General features: G+C 70.4%; 17 protein-coding genes. 13 read left to right on the forward strand and 4 right to left on the reverse strand.

Features of this window, described 5'->3' with window-relative positions; translation table 11 throughout:
• Nucleotides 1–15 precede the first annotated feature (15 nt).
• Both KFLA_RS37400 and KFLA_RS11650 read left to right on the forward strand, forming a co-directional pair.
• The gene (locus KFLA_RS37400; protein WP_012919985.1) at nt 16–927 is read left to right on the forward strand and encodes a phosphotransferase enzyme family protein; all 912 of its coding nucleotides are present in this window, start codon (nt 16–18) and stop codon (nt 925–927) included.
• A gap of 190 nt (nt 928–1117) precedes the next feature.
• On the forward strand, nt 1118–1681 hold the full coding sequence (locus KFLA_RS11650) for a GNAT family N-acetyltransferase (RefSeq protein WP_012919986.1): 564 nt from the start codon (nt 1118–1120) through the stop codon (nt 1679–1681).
• On the opposite strand, the gene KFLA_RS11655 is transcribed toward KFLA_RS11650, so the two are convergent.
• Nucleotides 1657–2640, reverse strand: a complete 984-nt coding sequence (locus KFLA_RS11655; protein WP_012919987.1) for a LacI family DNA-binding transcriptional regulator — start codon at nt 2638–2640, stop codon at nt 1657–1659. The genes KFLA_RS11650 and KFLA_RS11655 overlap by 25 nt on opposite strands.
• Before the next feature lie 116 nt (nt 2641–2756).
• On the opposite strand from KFLA_RS11655, the gene KFLA_RS11660 reads away from it, so the two are divergent.
• From KFLA_RS11660 to KFLA_RS11680, 5 genes are all read left to right on the forward strand, one after another.
• On the forward strand, nt 2757–3503 hold the full coding sequence (locus KFLA_RS11660) for a ThuA domain-containing protein (RefSeq protein WP_012919988.1): 747 nt from the start codon (nt 2757–2759) through the stop codon (nt 3501–3503).
• A complete protein-coding gene (locus tag KFLA_RS11665; RefSeq protein ID WP_012919989.1) occupies nt 3496–4494 on the forward strand; it encodes a Gfo/Idh/MocA family protein in 999 nt (332 codons plus the stop codon). The genes KFLA_RS11660 and KFLA_RS11665 overlap by 8 nt, the downstream gene beginning before the upstream one ends.
• 100 nt (nt 4495–4594) lie before the next feature.
• Nucleotides 4595–5707, forward strand: coding sequence for an LLM class flavin-dependent oxidoreductase (locus tag KFLA_RS11670; protein WP_012919990.1), 1113 nt, complete (start codon nt 4595–4597; stop codon nt 5705–5707).
• Nucleotides 5707–6321, forward strand: coding sequence for an FMN reductase (locus tag KFLA_RS11675; protein ID WP_012919991.1), 615 nt, complete (start codon nt 5707–5709; stop codon nt 6319–6321). The genes KFLA_RS11670 and KFLA_RS11675 overlap by 1 nt, the downstream gene beginning before the upstream one ends.
• A gap of 70 nt (nt 6322–6391) precedes the next feature.
• Nucleotides 6392–7417, forward strand: coding sequence for an ABC transporter substrate-binding protein (locus KFLA_RS11680; RefSeq protein WP_012919992.1), 1026 nt, complete (start codon nt 6392–6394; stop codon nt 7415–7417).
• 15 nt (nt 7418–7432) lie between these two features.
• On the opposite strand, the gene KFLA_RS11685 is transcribed toward KFLA_RS11680, so the two are convergent.
• Nucleotides 7433–8047: a hypothetical protein gene (locus KFLA_RS11685; RefSeq protein WP_012919993.1), complete on the reverse strand. Its 615-nt coding sequence runs from the start codon at nt 8045–8047 to the stop codon at nt 7433–7435.
• A 298-nt stretch (nt 8048–8345) separates the two neighbouring features.
• Between KFLA_RS11685 and KFLA_RS11690 the strand changes: the two genes are divergently transcribed.
• Entirely contained in the window at nt 8346–9335 is a 990-nt protein-coding gene (locus KFLA_RS11690) for an endonuclease/exonuclease/phosphatase family protein (RefSeq protein ID WP_012919994.1), read from the forward strand.
• 16 nt (nt 9336–9351) lie between these two features.
• Here KFLA_RS11690 and KFLA_RS11695 read toward each other — a convergent pair whose 3' ends face one another.
• Together KFLA_RS11695 and KFLA_RS11700 are read right to left on the reverse strand one after the other, a co-directional pair.
• Nucleotides 9352–9993 (reverse strand): response regulator, encoded by a 642-nt coding sequence (locus KFLA_RS11695; RefSeq protein WP_012919995.1) that lies wholly within the window; start codon nt 9991–9993, stop codon nt 9352–9354.
• Nucleotides 9986–11158, reverse strand: a complete 1173-nt coding sequence (locus KFLA_RS11700; protein WP_012919996.1) for a sensor histidine kinase — start codon at nt 11156–11158, stop codon at nt 9986–9988. Before KFLA_RS11700 ends, KFLA_RS11695 begins: the two co-directional genes overlap by 8 nt.
• A 159-nt stretch (nt 11159–11317) precedes the next feature.
• Here KFLA_RS11700 and KFLA_RS11705 point away from each other — a divergent pair, with 159 nt between their 5' ends.
• From KFLA_RS11705 to leuS, 5 genes are all read left to right on the forward strand, one after another.
• Entirely contained in the window at nt 11318–13000 is a 1683-nt protein-coding gene (locus KFLA_RS11705) for a sodium:solute symporter family protein (protein WP_012919997.1), read from the forward strand.
• Nucleotides 13001–13019: 19 nt separating this feature from the next.
• On the forward strand, nt 13020–13277 hold the full coding sequence (locus KFLA_RS11710; protein WP_012919998.1) for a hypothetical protein: 258 nt from the start codon (nt 13020–13022) through the stop codon (nt 13275–13277).
• Nucleotides 13278–13386: 109 nt separating this feature from the next.
• Nucleotides 13387–14154: a phytanoyl-CoA dioxygenase family protein gene (locus tag KFLA_RS11715; protein WP_012919999.1), complete on the forward strand. Its 768-nt coding sequence runs from the start codon at nt 13387–13389 to the stop codon at nt 14152–14154.
• A complete protein-coding gene (locus KFLA_RS11720; RefSeq protein WP_012920000.1) occupies nt 14151–15062 on the forward strand; it encodes a helix-turn-helix domain-containing protein in 912 nt (303 codons plus the stop codon). Before KFLA_RS11715 ends, KFLA_RS11720 begins: the two co-directional genes overlap by 4 nt.
• Nucleotides 15063–15262: 200 nt before the next feature.
• Nucleotides 15263–17749: a leucine--tRNA ligase gene (gene leuS / locus KFLA_RS11725; RefSeq protein WP_012920001.1), complete on the forward strand. Its 2487-nt coding sequence runs from the start codon at nt 15263–15265 to the stop codon at nt 17747–17749.
• Nucleotides 17750–17757: the final 8 nt, after the last annotated feature.

Consider the following 17757-nt stretch of genomic DNA (forward strand, 5'->3'; position numbering starts at 1 on the left):
CCCGATAATGGCCGGATGCCCACCGCCGCGGACGACGTCGCCGCCGAGCTCGGACTGTCCGGCGCGAGGCCGACGGCGATGCAGGGCACCGATCCGGCGCATCCCGGCAACGGCAACTGGCTCCTGCGGACCGGCGACGGGCAGCCCGTCGTACTTCGTCGCTACCACGTACTCCGCACCGAGCAGGACCTTGCCTTCGAGGCGCGAGTCCTCGCCCACCTCACAGCTCACGGCTGGAACGTGCCGACCACCGTCGCCGGCCCGATCCGGTACGACGGACGCTGGTGGGCGGCAACCCGCTTCGTGCCGGGCTGCCCGCATCGCGACGAGACTCCGCCGCAACAGGTCGAGCGCGGCGGGTTGCTCGCCCGGCTGCACGCCGATCTGCGCGGGCTGGACCCGGGGCAGCGGCCAGGCTTCTTCCAGGGCTGCGACCTGCCGGCGATGGGTGACTTCCAGGACTGGGATCTCGGCGTCCGTGCCTTGAGGGAAGTACGCCCCGACCTGGCCGACTGGGCCGACGCGGCGATGGCGAACGGCCAGCGACTGGTCGCGCAGTACGGCTTGCTCGAGCTGCCGCAGACGGTTGTGCACGGTGACTTCGCGGAGTGGAACCTGCACTTCGGCGAGGACGGCGCCTTGGACGGGGTGATCGACTTCGACCTCACGCATCGCGACAGCCGGAGCTGGGAGCTGGTGATCGCCCGCGTGCACCGGTCTCCTGGATTGCTGATGGGCTATCAGGAGGCGGCGGCCGATCTGGGCATGCCGTTGACCGCCGACGAGCTGGTCGCGATCGAGCCGCTGCAGCAGGTCTTCCGGGTGAACATGGTGATGGCCGAGCTGTGGAACGGCCGGCACGCCGGTACCTTCAACCTCAGCACCGTCGAGCGCCAGCTCTCGCGCACCGGCGTCCCCCGCGCCTAGGGCGTGTTGATCGATTCCCTGCGTGCTGCGCGGCACCCGGCACGGCACCTCGCCGCACTGGAGCAAAGGCCACGATGGAAAAACATCGAGGCCTTCACTCCAGCACGCCGAGCCACCGCACCGGGCACCTGCTCGCGACTGCAGGGAATCGATCAACACGCCCTAGGGCCTGTCGGGGATACTTTCGACCATGCCGATGCTGACCCAGCCCGCCCTGGCCGCCGGGACGCTGCGGGAGCTGGAACAACCCCGGTTGACCGGGATGCGACCTTGGCACGAAGGCGACGCTCCAGCCGTCCGGCGGGCCTTCGCGGGTCCGGAGATCCAGCGCTGGCACGTCCTGCGGATCGATGACGACGACGAGGCGCTCGGCTGGATCGCCCAGTGGCCGCGTCGCTGGGCCGACGAGGAGGCCGCCAGCTGGGCGGTCGTCGACGAGCAGGACCGCGCCCTGGGCCAGATCGGGCTGCGGGGGATCGACCTCGCCGAAGCCAAGGCCCACCTCTCGTACTGGCTGCTACCGGAAGCGCGGGGTCGCGGTCTCGCCGTGCGGGCTGTCGGCGTGCTGACCGAGTGGTGCTTCACCACGCTGAAGCTGCACCGCCTCACCATCGACCACTCGACCCAGAACGAGCAGTCCTGCCGCGTCGCCACCGCAGCGGGTTTCCCCGTGGAAGGCGTCCTGCGCGGATCGATGCTGCACGCGGACGGCTGGCACGACGCGCACATTCACGGCCGTCTGGCCGTCGACTGACCCGGGACCAACGTGCACGGGACCAGGCGCGGCGCCGAGGGCTCGATCCCTTCCAGCTGGTCGATCAACGCGTGCACGCCGAGGCTGCCCAGCTCAGCGCCGGGGGAGTGCGACGTGGTCAACGGTGGATCCGCCAGCGCGCCCATGTCCGGCGAGGTGAACGACAGCACCGACAGATCGTCCGGTACGCCGAGACCCGCGCGGGCGAGGCCGGTCAGTACGCCGAAGGCGGCGTACTCGTTCATCAGCATCACCGCCGTCACGCGCTCGACGAGCCGCGGCATCAGGCCCTGACCGGCCGGCGCGGTCGGCGCACACTCCAGCAGCAGCGGCTCGAGTCCGCGCTCGGCGCACAACCGTCGATAGGCCGCCTCCGACCTGACCTTCGGGCCGTACCCGGGCCGTTCGGCGGTGACGAAGGCGATCTCGCGGTGGCCCAGGTCCTGCAGATGGTCCAGCGCGTCGGCCACCGAGCGGTCGAAGTCGATGTCGACGTGGACCAGCCCGGCCGGATCACGGGTCCGCCCGATCAGCGCGTACGGCGTACCGGAGGCGGCGAGCGCGTCGACCCGGGGATCGTCGAGCTTCACCTCCATCAGCACCACACCGTCGACCAGGCCCTGGCCGAGCAGGTCGTGGATCTCCTGGCCGTCGGTGTCGATCGGCCAGAGCACGAGGTGGTACCCGCGAGCCCGGGCGGCCCGGGCCGCGGAGGTGATGAAGTCGGTGGTTGAGCTGCCGAACCGGTGCTCCGCGGTCGGGTGCGCCAGAGCCAGGATGCGGGTCTTCCGGCTGGCCAGCGCCCGGGCCAGCTCGTTGCGGTGGTAGCCGAGCTCGGCGACCGCCGCCTCGACCCGCTGCCGGGTCGCCGGAGTGACCGGCTTGCTGCCGTTCAGCACGAACGAGACGGTGGCGATCGACACCCCGGCCCGTTCGGCGACATCGCGAACCGTCGGCACGCAGTACTCCCGGACAGGTCTTGACATGGTGGCCGCGGTCGCGGCTAGGCTCAGGTTAACCGTTTTACCGTCCGTATCACCACTGCCGCCCGCCGCCTCCAGGAGTGGAGTCCGCCATGCCCGGAACCGACCCCGTCCGCGTCCTCGTCTGGGGCGAGAACCGGCACGAGCAGCGGGACGCTAGCGTCGCCGCCATCTACCCCGACGGCATGCACACCACGATCAAGCAGGGCATCGAGCAGAACCTGGGCGCCGCCGCGACGGTCGCGACAACCACGCTGGACGAGCCGGAGCACGGCCTGACCGCCGAGGTGCTGGCCGCTACCGACGTACTGGTCTGGTGGGGACACCTGGCGCACGGGGACGTCGCCGACGAGGTGGTCGAGCGGGTCCAGCAGCAGGTGCTCGCCGGGATGGGGCTGGTGGTGCTGCACTCCGGGCACTACTCGAAGATCTTCCAGCGGCTGATGGGCACGAGTTGCTCGCTGCGCTGGCGCAACGAGCGGGACCGGGAGCTGGTCTGGACCGTCGACCCGACGCACCCGATCGCCCAGGGCGTGCCGCAGCCGATCGAGATCGAGGCGCAGGAGATGTACGGCGAGTTCTTCGACATCCCGGTGCCCGACGAACTGGTCTTCGTCAGCAACTTCAGCGGCGGCGAGGTGTTCCGCAGCGGCTGCACCTTCCGCCGGGGGCACGGCCGGATCTTCTACTTCTCGCCGGGCGACCAGGAGTACCCGGTCTACCACCACCAGGCCGTCCGCAGGGTGATCGCGAACGGCGTCGCCTGGGCCCACCAGGACCGGCCCGCCCGCAAGGCTCCCGAGCTGCGCCGGCACGCGGTCGGAGATTTCAGTGGCTGAGCCGCTGCGCATCCTCCAGGTCGGTGCCGGTGCGATGGGCCGTACCTGGCTGCACACGATCGCCGCCTCACCGGACGCCGAGCTGGTCGGCCTGGTCGATCTCGACCTCGGCCTGGCGCAGCAGGCGAGCGAGAGTGAGCTGGCCGCGCTGGTGCCGATCGCTCGCTCACTGTCCGAGCTGGTGGACGCCACCGGCGCCCAAGCCGTCGTCAACGTCACCGTTCCGGCCGCGCACAACGCGGTCAACGAGGAGGCGCTGCGGGCAGGGCTGCCGGTGCTGTGCGAGAAGCCGATCGCGCCGACGGTCGCCGACGCGCAGTACATCGCGGGCGTTGCCGAGCAGACCGGCCAGTTGCTGATGATCAGCCAGTCGCGGCGGTACCTGAATCAGTTCGCCGCGCTCCGCACCGCGGCCGGCGAGCTCGGCCGGATCGCGAGCGTGTCCTGCGAGTTCGCCCGCGCACCGCACTTCGGCGGCTTCCGGGAGGAGATGCCGTACCCGCTGCTCGTCGACATGGCCATCCACCAGTTCGACGCGGCCCGCGCGCTGCTCGGATCGGACCCGGTCGGCGTGTACTGCGAGTCGTACAACCCCGGCTGGAGCTGGTACGCCGGTGACGCGGCCGCCACCGCGATCTTCGAGTTTCCCGGCGGCGCTCGGTTCGTCTTCCACGGCAGCTGGTGCGCCCCCGGCCAGGAGACGTCGTGGAACAGCCGCTGGCGGGTGAGCGGCGAGCACGGCACCGCGTTGTGGGACGGCGACAACGCCCCGGTGACCGGTGATCCCGTCGCCGCGGTCCCGGTCGGTGACCAGCCCGAGCAGACGGCCGGCTCGCTGGCCGAGTTCGTCGGGTGTGTGCGCAGTGGTGCCCCGGCGCAGTCCGACGCGCGCAGCAACGTCGCGTCGCTGGCGATGGTCGAGGCGGCGGTCCGCTCGGCCACCGAGCGCCGCCGGATCGAGCTGGCCGAGGTGCTGGCCGCGTCGTCCTGACGCCCCCGGGCAAGTCCGGAGGTCCGGGAATAGTGGCGCCACTCCTTCGGTTGACATGTCAACCAAGGGAACAGTGTGCGACGAGAGGTGGCGACCGGACATGCAGATCGGGATCTTCGGGGTGGGCGACGTGGCGCGCGACCCCGTGAGCGGGCGACAGGCCACCGAGGCAGGCCGGATCAAGGCCGTGGTCGAGTACGCGCAGCGGGCCGAGGAGGTCGGCCTGGACGTCTTCGCGATGGGTGAGCACCACAACCCGCCGTTCATGCCGTCCTCGCCGACCACCCTGCTCGGCTACGTGGCGGCGCGGACGTCGAAGCTGATGCTGTCCACGTCGACGACGCTGATCACCACCAACGACCCGGTGAAGATCGCCGAGGACTACGCGATGCTGCAGCACCTGGCCGACGGCCGGGTGGACCTGATGATGGGTCGCGGCAACACCGGCCCGGTCTACCCGTGGTTCGGCAAGGACATCCGGGACGGCATCGCGCTCGCGGTCGAGAACTACGCGCTGCTGCGCCGGTTGTGGCGCGAGGACGTGGTCGACTGGGAAGGCAAGTTCCGGACGCCGCTGCAAGGGTTCACCTCGACGCCGCGGCCGCTGGACGGCGTACCGCCGTTCGTGTGGCACGGGTCGATCCGCAGCCCGGAGATCGCCGTGCAGGCGGCCTTCTACGGTGACGGGTTCTTCCACAACAACCTGTTCTGGCCGAAGCGGCACGTGCGGCAGATGGTCGGGCTGTACCGGGAGCAGTTCGAGCACTACGGGCACGGGCCGGCCGACCAGGCGATCGTCGGGCTCGCCGCGCAACTGTTCGTCCGGAAGAACTCGCAGGACGCGATCCGCGAGTTCCGGCCGTACTACGACGCGTCGCCGATCTACGGCGGCGGCCCCTCGCTGGAGGAGACCGTGCGGGACACCGCGTTGCTGGTCGGCAGCCCGGACCAGGTGACCGAGCGGATCCTGCAGTTCCGCGAGTACGCCGCCGGCGACTACCAGCGGCAGCTGTTCAACGTCGACAGCCTGGGGCTTCCGCACCGGACCGTGCTGGAGCAGATCGACCAGCTGGGCGAGATCACCGAAGTCCTGCGCAAGGAGTTCGCGGTCGGGCGGCCGGCGCACGTACCGGAAGCTCCGACGCACGAGTCCCTGAAGGCGGCGAGCCTCGCCGCGGTGGGTGGTCCGCAGAGCGTTGAGGAGGTGCGGTGATGACTCGCAAGCTGGTGGTGATCTCGGCCGGGCTGCGGCAGCCTTCGTCGACCCGGTTGCTGGCCGACCGGGTGGCTGCCGCGACGGTCCGGGAGCTGACGACGCTGGGCATCGACACCGAGGTGGAGGTGATCGAGGTCCGCGACCACGGGCACGAGCTGGTGAACAACCTGCTGGTCGGTTACCCCTCCGAGGACCTGGAGACGGTGCTCGGGCGGGTCGCCGCGGCCGACGGGCTGATCGCGGTCACGCCGACGTTCAGCGCGTCGTACAACGGGCTGTTCAAGATGTTCTTCGACGTGCTCGACGACCAGGCGCTGGTGGACAAGCCGGTCCTGGTCGCCGCGACCGGAGGCACCGGGCGGCACTCGATGGTGCTGGACCACGAGTTGCGGCCGTTGTTCTCCTACCTCCGGGCGACCGTCGTGCCGACCGGCGTCTTCGCCGGACCTGAGGACTGGGCCGGTGGCGAGGAGGCGGGCGAGTCCCTGGCCCGGCGGATCGACCGGGCAGCGGTGCAGCTGGCCCGCGCGATCGCCCAGCGCGAGCCGGCCCGGGTGGCGGACCCGTTCGCGGTGCCGCTGTCGTTCGAGCAGCTGCTGGCCGAAGGCTGACCCGTTAGGTATGCCTTACCGCCCTCGATGTAGCCTCGACCGACGATTTGTCCGGAGAAAGGCAACTGGCATGAAGAGCCGGATCAAGCTCGCCCTCGGCGGCGCGCTCGCGGTGGCCGTCGTCCTGGCGGGCTGTGGCGGCGGGGACGGCGGCTCGCAGGCCGACTCCGGACCGGGGGACACCGAGGTGGCCACCGGCGGCCGGCTGTTCTCGACCGCCGACGCGGAGACCGCGAAGCTCGGCTCGGACGCCGCCGACGGCGCCTTCCCGCGCACGGTCAAGCACGCGCTCGGCGAGACCACGCTGGAGAAGAAGCCCGAGCGGGTCGTGGTGCTCGACAGCGGCGAGCTGGACGGCGTGCTCGCGCTCGGCACCACCCCGGTCGGGATGGCCACCACCGCGGGCCAGAGCGGCGTACCGAGCTACCTGGCCGGCAAGGCGCAGGGCATCTCGACGGTCGGCGGCGTCACCGAGCTGAATCTCGAGGCGATCGCGAACCTCGAGCCGGACCTGATCCTGGGCAGCAAGCTGCGCGCCAACGACCTGTACGCCAAGCTCAGCGCGATCGCGCCGACGGTGATGAGCATCCGGCCGGGGTTCCCCTGGAAGGAGGACTTCCTGCTGGTCGCCGACGCGCTCGGCGAGGAGGCCAAGGCCACCGAGCTGCTGAACGCGTACCAGCAGCGGGCCACCGAGGTGAAGAACAAGGTCGAGGGGTCGCCCACGATCTCACTGGTCCGGTTCCGGCCGGGCGACATCCGGCTGTACGGCAACCTGTCGTTCATCGGCGTGATCCTCAAGGACATCGGCCTGCCGCGGCCCAAGGTGCAGGACATCCAGGAGCTGGCGCTGGAGATCTCCCAGGAGAACATCGGCCAGGCCGACGGCGACTGGATCTTCTACTCCAGCTACGGCAAGCCCGAGACCACGGCCGAGAACACCGTCGTGAACGGCGCGCTGTGGAAGTCGCTGTCGGCGGTCAAGGCCGGTCATGTCGCCCGGGTCGACGACGAGGTGTGGTTCCTCGGCCTCGGCCCGATCGGCGCGCAGGCCACGCTGGCCGACCTGGAGAAGCTGCTCACCACCAAGAGCTGATCGGGCGCGGCCGCCTCAGCCGGCGACGCGGCCGCGGTCGGTGACGGCGACGTGCGGCGCGTACCGGGCGACGGCGGCTTCCAGCTCCGCGAAGGACAGGGTCTTGGTGAGCAGGCCGCCGGGCCAGTCGCAGGACGGCCCCCAGTTCTTCGACAACCGGGGCAGTTCGGCGTCCGGGTGCTTGAGCACGATCAGGTGCGCGTGCCACGCCTCGTCGCCGTCGGGGCCGACGTCCCGGCGCTCGACGCGGCAGATGCCGTGCACCTGGTCCCAAGGCAGTTGGTGCGGCTGGTCGCCGCCCAGGTAGACGCCCTCGCTGTCGAGCGCGAGCAGCACGTCCTCGCTGTCGTCCTCGTGCCGCGACTCGGCCGTGGTCACCCAGCCGACGCCCAGCAGGACCGGCAGCCCGACCGCGAAGATCAGCGGCATCCCGCCCAGCGACAGCCAGACGGCCTCCAGCGGCCCCCGGACCGGCTCGTCCCGGACCAGGGCGAACACCACGCAGCCGATGGTCAGCAGCACCATCAGGCCGAAGACGACCAGGCCCAGGTAGAGCAGGCCGACGCTGGTCTCCCAGCGGCTCCTGCGCACCACGAACGACTGGGCGGCGTCGGTCTCGGTCTGCGGCATACCGGCATTGTCGGCGCTGTGGGGGCCAGGCGCCAGGGCTGACCGTGTCCGGCGCCGGCAGCCGCCGGAGTCCGGTTCGCCGTCGCCGGCGGTTGATGTTGCCGATGGCAAGGATCGCGGTCCGGCCGGGTCCGTGCGCCGCGCGATCGAGGGGGTGACCACCGGCTGGTCATTTCGGTCCGCGGGTCCTCCGATCGGCGTCGCCGCAGCGCTGCTTCGTCGTCCCATCGAATGAATTACCCGCCCCTTACGTGTCACGGACTTTGGTCCGGAGCGGCTGTCCGCAACAATCACTGTCATGTCCGACCGCCAGACCGTTCTCGCCGAACGCCCGCCGCGTGGTCCCGCCCGCCGGAGCCGCACTGGGGGCAAGTGGCGCCGTGGCCGGCTGATCGCCGTGCTCGCGGTGCTGTCCGCCCTGCCGCTGCTGTTCCACCGCCACGTCCCGAACTCGATCGGCAACCTCGGCAGCCTGCTGGACACCTTCCTGCCCTGGGTCGGGCTCGCCGTCCCGGTGCTGGCGGTGGCGGCGCTGGTACGCCGGTCCGCGACGGCCGGGGTCGCGCTGCTGGTCCCGGCGGTGGTCTGGGGGCTGATGTTCGGCAACCTGCTGATCCCGGGCAAGGGCGGCGGCCCGTACGACCTGCGGGTGCTGTCGCACAACGTCGACGCGGCCAACCCGGACCCGGCCCGGACGGCGCAGCAGCTGCTCGCGGCGGACGCCGACGTGATGGCGCTGGAGGAGATCACCTCGGCCGACCTGAAGGTCTACAAGAAGCAGTTCGCCGCGACGTACCCGCACGTGGTGACCAGGGGCACCGTCGCGCTGTGGTCGAAGTTCCCGGTCGAGGAGAGCGCGTCGGTCGACGTCGGCTTCGCCTGGACCCGCGCGCTGCGCGCGGAGGTCAGTACGCCGGAGGGCAAGGTCGCCTTCTACGTCGCCCACCTGGCCTCGGTCCGGATCGGCACCAGCGGCTTCACCTCCAACCAGCGCAACGAGACGATCAAGCAGCTCGGGCAGCAGATCGCCGGCGAGAAGCTGGCCGGCGTGGTGGTGATGGGCGACTTCAACGGCACCGCGAACGACCGCAGCCTGGCGCCGGTCACGGCGGGCCTGCGGTCGGCGCAGGGCGCGGCCGGGCAGGGCTTCGGCTTCACCTGGCCGGCGAAGTTCCCGATGGCGCGGATCGACCACATCATGGTCCGTGGCGTCACCCCGACCAAGGCCTGGGTGATGGACCCCACCGGCAGCGACCACCGCCCGGTCGTCGCCGAGCTCACCGTCTGACCTTCGCGGACCGGCCTCAGGCCTCGGCGATGCCGTGGCGGTAGGCGTAGCGCACGGCCTCGGCGCGGTGCCGGGCGCCGATCTTGGCGAAGGTGTTGTTGATGTGCGTCTTCACGGTCGCCTCGCCGATGAACAGCAGGCCGGCGATCTCGCCGTTGCTCAGTCCCTGCGCGATCAGCCGCAGCACCTCGGTCTCCCGCGCGGTCAGCCCGTCCTTGCTCCCGGCCGGCGCCGGTGACAAACCGGCCACCAGCCGCCGCGCCACCTCCGGATCGAAGGTCGACTGGCCGGCCGCCGTCGCACGCAGGGCCGCGCCGATCTCCACCCGGCCGGCGTCCTTCGTCAGATACCCCCGGGCACCCGCGCGCAGGGCCTGGGCGATCGAGGCGTCGTCGGCGTACGTCGTGAGCACCAGCACCGCCGCCTCGGGGTTGTCCGCGGTCAGCCGCGCGGTCGCCTGCACGCCGTCCAGCACCGGCATCTTCAGGTCCATCAGCACCACGTCGACGTTGTGCTCGGCAACCAGTTGAACCGCCTCGGCGCCGTCGGCGGCAGCCCCGACGACCTCGACGCCGTCGATCAGTCCGAGCAACGCGACCAGGCCCTCCCGGACCACCTGCTGATCGTCCGCCACCACCACCCGGACCCGCTCACTCATAGCCCACCTCCGCCAGCACGACCCAGTCCCCGCCCTTCGCCCCCGCCGTCAGCGTCCCACCCACCAGAGCCAGCCGCTCCCGCATCCCCGCCAAGCCGTACCCGACCGGCTCGCTCGGCTTCCGGCCGGCCGCCAGCGCATTCCGTACACCGAGCCGGACGACCGCGTGCCGGTACTCCAGGCCCACCTCGACCGGCTGCCCCGGAGCATGGCGCGCGGCGTTCGTCAGCGCCTCCCTGGCGGTGCCCAGCAGCGCGACCACCACCCCTGGGTCCAGCGGCCGGGCCACGCCGATGACGCCGAACCGCGCCTCGGCGCCATGGTCCTTCCGGTGCTGCTCGGTCAGCGCGGCGAGAGCCTCAGGCAGAGCCGGTACGTCGTCCTGCCGGAGCGTGGCGACGGCGTTCCGGGCCTCGGTCAACCCCTGGACCGCCAGCCGGCGCGACCGCCGGACCCGTTCCAGGGCGCCCGCGGTGTCGCCGCGCTCGGCCAGCAGCGCCTCGGCGACCTCGAGCTGGACACTCAGCGCGCCGAGTGAGTGGGCGAGCACGTCGTGCAACTCGCGGGCGATCCGGGTCCGCTCGTCGAGCGCCGCCGCCCGGGCGTGCTCGCGCTGCGCCAGCCGCGTCTGCTCCAGCAGCTCGGCCGTCTGCTGCGCCCGCACCTCGTCGTACCGGCGGTTGAGACCGAAGAGGACGAGCACGGCCATCCAGAGCAGCTGGCTGAAGAACCAGCTCTCCGACCGGCCGAACCATGCGGCCGACGCCACCAGGCCGGCGACGCATCCGATGCCGACGGCAAGCAGCGGCAGGTTGCGCCGGAGCCGGGGCGTGCGAGGGAAGGTCATCACCGCGATGTCGGTGATCCCGACCAGCATCAGCACCAGCGCGTTCGACCCGGGCATGCCGGTGATCACCGAGGCGCTGAGCGCTGCGTACGCGAGCAGGCCGAGGGAGAGCAGCGCGCGGCTGGTCATCAGGAACGTGCCCAGCACGAACGCGCCGAAACCGACGGCGAGCACGGCCCACGCCCACGGTTCGGCCGGGGTCGAAGACGCCAGCACGCCGATCGCGACGATCGTGATCAGCAACCGGGCGAGCAGGCCCCGGCCGGCGGGCAGGCCGTGGCGTCCGGCCAGACCGCTCAGCTCGGACCAGGCACTCATAGCCGCGAGATTAGACCGGCGGAGGTCGCCGGAGCACCAGCCCCGGGTGGACAGCGAGGTGGAGAAACGCCGGGGCGCGGGTCGCCGGGACTGTGGTTGAAACCAGGAGTAACGTTCCCCACCGGTAACACCACCTTGCGTCATAGATGCGGAGGGCCGATGCTCGCGCAAGAATCGATCCTGAGGCTGGATGCCCAGGCGATCGACTACCTCATCATCGCGTTGTACTTCGTCTTCGTGCTCGGCATCGGGTACCTGGCCAAACGCGCGGTCTCCAACAGCCTGGACTTCTTCCTGTCCGGCCGGTCGCTGCCGGCCTGGGTGACCGGGCTGGCCTTCATCTCGGCCAACCTCGGCGCGATCGAGATCATGGGCATGTCCGCCAACGGCGCGCAGTACGGCATGCCCACCGTGCACTACTTCTGGATCGGCGCGATTCCGGCGATGCTGTTCCTCGGCGTCGTGATGATGCCGTTCTACTACGGCTCGAAGGTCCGCAGCGTGCCGGAGTTCATGCTGCGCCGGTTCGGCAAGCCCGCGCACCTGGTGAACGCGATCAGCTTCGCCGTCGCCCAGGTGCTGATCGCCGGGGTGAACCTGTTCCTGCTGGCCACGATCGTGAACGTGCTGCTCGGCTGGCCGATCTGGGTGTCGGTGATCGTCGCGGCGGTCGTCGTGCTCAGCTACATCACGCTCGGCGGCCTGTCGGCGGCGATCTACAACGAGGTGCTGCAGTTCTTCGTCATCGTCGCCGCGTTGCTGCCGCTGACCATCGTCGGCCTGCACAAGGTCGGCGGCTGGCAGGGCCTGGTGGACAAGATCACCGTCGCGCCGAACGCCGGCTCCGAGCAGCTGAGCGCCTGGCCGGGCAACCAGCTGAGCGGGTTCGACAGCAGCTTCCTGTCGGTGATCGGACTGGTCTTCGGACTCGGCTTCGTGCTCTCGTTCGGCTACTGGACGACGAACTTCGTCGAGGTGCAGCGGGCGATGGCCAGCAAGAACATGTCGGCCGCCCGGCGGACCCCGATCATCGGCGCGTTCCCGAAGATGTTCATCCCGTTCATCGTCATCGTGCCCGGCATGATCGCCGCGGTCGCGGTGCCGGAGCTGCAGGCGGTCAAGTCGGGCACCGGCGACTCGGTGACCTACAACGACGCGCTGCTGCTGCTGATGCGGGACCTGCTGCCCAACGGCATGCTCGGCCTGGCGATCACCGGTCTGCTGGCCTCGTTCATGGCCGGCATGGCGGCGAACCTGAGCTCGTTCAACACCGTGATGACCTACGACCTGATCGAGCGGTACATCGTCAAGGACCGCAGCGACGACTTCTACCTGCGCACCGGCCGCTGGGTGACCGTCGGTGGCACGGTGGTCGCGATCGGCACCGCCGCGATCGCCTCCGGCTACAGCAACCTGATGGACTACCTGCAGCAGCTGTTCTCGTTCTTCAACGCGCCGCTGTTCGCCACGTTCATTCTCGGCATGTTCTGGAAGCGGATGACCGCGACGGCCGGCTGGGTCGGTCTGGTCAGCGGTACGGCGACCGCGGTCGCGGTGTTCGTGCTCTCCGAGACCGGCGTGATCAACCTGCCGGGGCAGGGCGCGAGCTTCGTCGGTGCCGGTGCGGCGTTCGTGGTGGACATCCTGCTCAGCGTGCTGATCAGCCTGCGGACCACGCCGAAGTCGGACGAGGAGCTGAAGGGGCTGGTGTACTCGCTGACCCCGAAGGCCGACCGGACCGAGGAAGCCCAGGAGGGCGACCACGGCTGGTACCGCAAGCCGACCCTGCTGGCCGGGATCGCGCTCGCCCTGACCGTCGCGTTGAACATCGTCTTCGGCTGACCCGGAAAGGGGACTACAGATGGCCGACCAAAAGCAGAAAGCCGGGGCGTTCGACATCCGGGTGGTGATCGCGGCCCTGATCGGGCTGTACGGCGTGGTGCTGACGATTCTCGGCATCATCGCCGACCCGCAGGAGATCGCCAAGGCCGACGGGCTGAACATCAACCTGTGGGGCGGCATCGCGATGCTCGTCTTCGCCGCCCTCTTCGTGCTGTGGGCCCGGATCCGCCCGATCGTCGTTCCGGCGGACCCGGCCGCACCGGCCGAGCGGGAGTAGCTGCCCGGGCCCCGCGTGTCCGTCTCGCGAACATCGGCGTCCGGCGCGGTCCTGCCGCCCGGGCGCCGGTGTTCCTAGGCTCGAAGGACCCGATCAGGAGGACTTCGAGATGACGATCACGCCGAGCCGGACGGACCTGCCGGAATTGGCCGCGCAGTACGCCGAGAACGGCTTCGTCCTGGTGAAAGGCCTGCTCAGCAAGGCGGAAGCGGCCTTCTACCGGGAGCGCAGCCACCAGCTGCTGGCCCAGCTGAACCGTGACGACGACCCGACCTGGCAGTCCGCGGCGGGCCTGTCCGAGGGCGCGACGCGGCTCCAGCACCTGCACGACGCGCAGTTCTACGACGCGGCGTTCTCCCGGCTGCTGGTGGACCCGCGGTTCACCGACGTGGCCGCCGCGGTGCTGGGTGTGGAGAACGTGCAGCTGCACCACACCAAGCTGTTCGTGAAGCCGCCGGAGAACGGGTCGCCGTTCCCGCTGCACCAGGACCACCCGTTCTTCCCGCACACCGAGCACCGGGTCGGCGCCGCGATCTTCCACTTCGACGACGCGCCGGAGGAGAAGGGCTGTGTCCGGGTGGTTCCGGGCAGCCACCTCGACGGGCCGCGCGAGCACGACCCGGAAGGCGCGTTCCACCTGCCCGACGTACCGTTCGAGTCGGCGGTGCCGCAGCCGGCCGAGGCGGGGGACGTGCTGTTCTTCACCTACCTGACCGTGCACGGGTCCGGGGTGAACGTCAGCGACGAGGCGCGGACGACGTGGCTGGTGCAGTACCGCGACCCGGCGGACCCGCCCGCGGTGAAGACGCACGACCACTCGCTCGGGCAGGGCATGATGCTGAGGGGAGTGGACCCGACCGGCAGGAGCGGCGTTTGAGTTTGGGTTCGGTCGTTACGGCGGACCGGTTCGTCGACCTCGCGGGGCTGCTGGAGTCCTGCGAGGTCGACGGGTTCCGCGCGGACTTCGTCAGCTGGGGGCACTACCGGCCGGAGTACTGGCTCAACTACCGGCACAGCCACTCCTTCCACGAGGTCTGCCTCGCGTACGCCGGCGAGGGCCGCTTCACCTCCGGCGACACCGAGTACGCCGTCGGCCCCGGCACCGTTTTCCTCGCCCGCCCCGGCGACGCGCACGAGATCGAGTCCAGCCGGGCCGATCCCCTCGGCATCGCCTTCTGGGGCTTCACCTTCCGCCCGGTCACGCGAGGACCGATGGGCGCGGGGTGGTGGTCCGGGCTGACCAGGACCGACGGGCCGGTGGTGTCGGCGCGGACGGGCGGGCTCGCCGCGACGGTTGGGGGAATGGCGGCCGAGGCGGCGGCCCCGCAGTCGGGGTACCAGGCATCGCTGGCAGCCCTCGGCGCGACGCTCGTGCTCGACACCGCTCGCGCGTTCGCTTTCGACGAGGACCTGTCCGTCGAGCCGACGGCCCGGTCGCAGGCGCGGGACGCGGTGGTGGTCGACGCGATGCAGCGGTTGCTGCTGGACAACCTGGCCCGGCCGATCACCGTCCGCGAGGTCGCCGCCGCGGTCCACCTGTCGGAGCGGCACGCCGAGCGGCTGTTCCGGTCCGTGACCGGCTCCTCGCTGATGTCCACCCTGCGCCGCCTCCGCCTCGAGCTGGCCGCGCAGCTGCTGCTCGATCCGTCGACGACCATCACCTCCGTCGCCCACGCGTGCGGCTACTCCGACGTCCGCCCGTTCAGTACCGCCTTCCGCCGGAGGTACGGCCGGACACCGGGGGAGTACCGACGCACCGGTGGCACGACCTTCGCCGGTCGGTGAACCCGGTCACATCGCGCTGGCGGATGGGGTAATCTGGTGCTATGCGAGTGAACCTGCTCCTTAGCTAGCCGTACTGGCATCCAGGCGCCCGATGAGCGCCGGTCAGTACGGCGTCCCCTCCTGTGCGAGGGGCTTTTTTATGCGCCGGAACGGCGTCTGGCAGGGTTTGCTCAAACAACACACGATGCAGGAGTACGACGGTGAGCGAGCAGGAGCACGCGGCGGACGGCCCGATCGACCGGGGAGGCTACGACTTCGACGCCATGCAGGCGAAGTGGCGGCCGGTCTGGGAGAAGCTCGACCCGTTCAAGGCGCGGGACGACGGATCGGCCGAGCGGCGGTACGCGCTGACGATGTTCTCCTACCCGTCGGGCGACCTGCACATGGGCCACGGCGAGGTCTTCGCACTGCACGACGTGCTGGCCCGGTTCTGGTTCCAGCAGGGCTACGACGTGATGAACCCGATCGGCTGGGACTCCTTCGGGCTGCCGGCCGAGAACGCCGCGATCAAGCGCAACGAGCACCCGGCGACGTACACCTACGCCAACATCGAGACCCAGGCGGAGTCGATCCGGCGGTACGCGCTGAGCTTCGACTGGTCGCGCCGGCTGCACACCTCCGACCCGGAGTACTACCGCTGGACGCAGTGGCTGTTCCTGCGGTTCTTCGAGCGCGGGCTGGCCTACCGCAAGGCGTCGTACGTGAACTGGTGCCCGAACGACCAGACCGTGCTGGCCAACGAGCAGGTTGTGCAGGGCCGCTGCGAGCGTTGCGGGTTCGAGGTCACCAAGCGCGAGCTGACCCAGTGGTACTTCAAGACCACCGAGTACGCGCAGCGCCTGCTGGACGACATGTCGCTGCTGGAGTGGCCCGAAGAGATCCTGCTGATGCAGCGGAACTGGATCGGCCGGTCCGAGGGCGCGTTCGCCTCCTTCCAGGTGGAGGGACGCGACGAGCCGATCAAGGTCTTCACGACCCGGCCGGACACGCTGTTCGGTGCCACCTTCATGGTGGTCGCGCCGGACTCCAAGCTGGCCGAGGAGCTGGTCACGCCGGACCAGCGGGCGGCGTTCGACGAGTACCTGAAGGCGGTCAAGGCCACCACCGAGATCGAGCGGCTGAGCACCGAGCGGGACAAGACCGGCGTCTTCCTGGGCTCGTACGCGACCAACCCGGTGACCGGCGAGCGGATCCCGATCTGGGCCGCGGACTACGTGCTGGCCGACTACGGCACCGGCGCGATCATGGCGGTGCCGGCGCAGGACAGCCGCGACTGGGAGTTCGCCGAGAAGTTCGGGCTGCCGATCGTGCGGACCGTGCAGCCGGAGGAGGGCTTCGACGGCAAGGCCTACACCGGTGACGGCCCGGCGATCAACAGCGCCAACGACGAGGTCGACCTGAACGGCCTGCCGGTCGCCGAGGCCAAGGCCAGGATCATCGACTGGCTGCAGGACAAGGGACTGGGCGAGCGCACGATCAACTACCGGCTGCGCGACTGGCTGCTGAGCCGGCAGCGGTACTGGGGTGCGCCGATCCCGATCATCCACTGTCCCTCGTGCGGCGAGGTCCCGGTGCCGGACGACCAGTTGCCGGTGGAACTGCCCGACCTGCGCGGCGCGGCTCTCGCTCCCCGGGGTGTCTCGCCGCTGGCGTCGGTCCGCGACTGGGTCGAGGTCGCGTGCCCGAAGTGCGGCGGTGCCGCCGAGCGCGACACCGACACGATGGACACCTTCGTCGACTCGTCCTGGTACTTCCTGCGCTACTGCTCGCCGGACTACACCGAGGGCGCCTTCGACCCCGAGGCCGTGAACCGCTGGATGCCGGCGTACCAGTACGTCGGCGGCAAGGAGCACGCGGTCCTGCACCTGCTGTACGCGCGGTTCTTCACCAAGGCGCTGCACGACATGGGCCTGCTGAACGCCGTCGAGCCCTTCACCCGGCTGCTGAACCAGGGCCAGGTGATCAACGAGGGCAAGGCGATGAGCAAGTCGCTGGGCAACGGGGTGAACCTGGGCGACCAGCTGGACGAGTTCGGCGTCGACGCGATCCGGCTGACGATGGTCTTCGCCGGTCCGCCGGACGACGACATCGACTGGGCCGACCTGTCCCCGGGCGGTTCGCTGCGGTTCCTGCAGCGCGCCTGGCGGCTGAGCGGTTCGGTCGAGGCGCCGGTCGGGGCCGACCCGGCCGCGGGTGACCTGGCGCTGCGCAAGATCACCCACCGCACGGTGGCCGACGCGACCGAGCTGATCGAGTCGTACCGGTTCAACGTGATGGTGGCCCGGGTGATGGAGCTGGTGAACGCGACCCGCAAGGCGATCGACTCCGGCCCGGGCGCGGCCGACCCGGCGGTGCGCGAGGCGGTCGAGACGGTCGCGATCCTGCTGAGCCTGGTCGCGCCGTACACGGCCGAAGACATGTGGGAGCAGCTGGGCCACGCGCCGACCGTCGCCAAGGCCGGCTGGCCGAAGGTCGACCCGGCGCTGCTGGTCGAGGAGTCGGTGACCTGTGTCGTCCAGATCGCGGGCAAGGTGAAGGAGCGGCTGGAGGTCGCCCCGGACATTTCCGAAGCCGACCTGGAGCAGCTGGCGCTGGCGTCCGAGGCGGTGCAGAAGGCGCTGGACGGTCGCGGCGTCCGCAAGGTGATCGTCCGCGCGCCGAAGTTGGTGAACATCGTCCCGGCCTGACACGCTGC

This window comes from Kribbella flavida DSM 17836 (assembly GCF_000024345.1).
In the GTDB taxonomy this organism is placed as follows: Bacteria; Actinomycetota; Actinomycetes; order Propionibacteriales; family Kribbellaceae; genus Kribbella; species Kribbella flavida.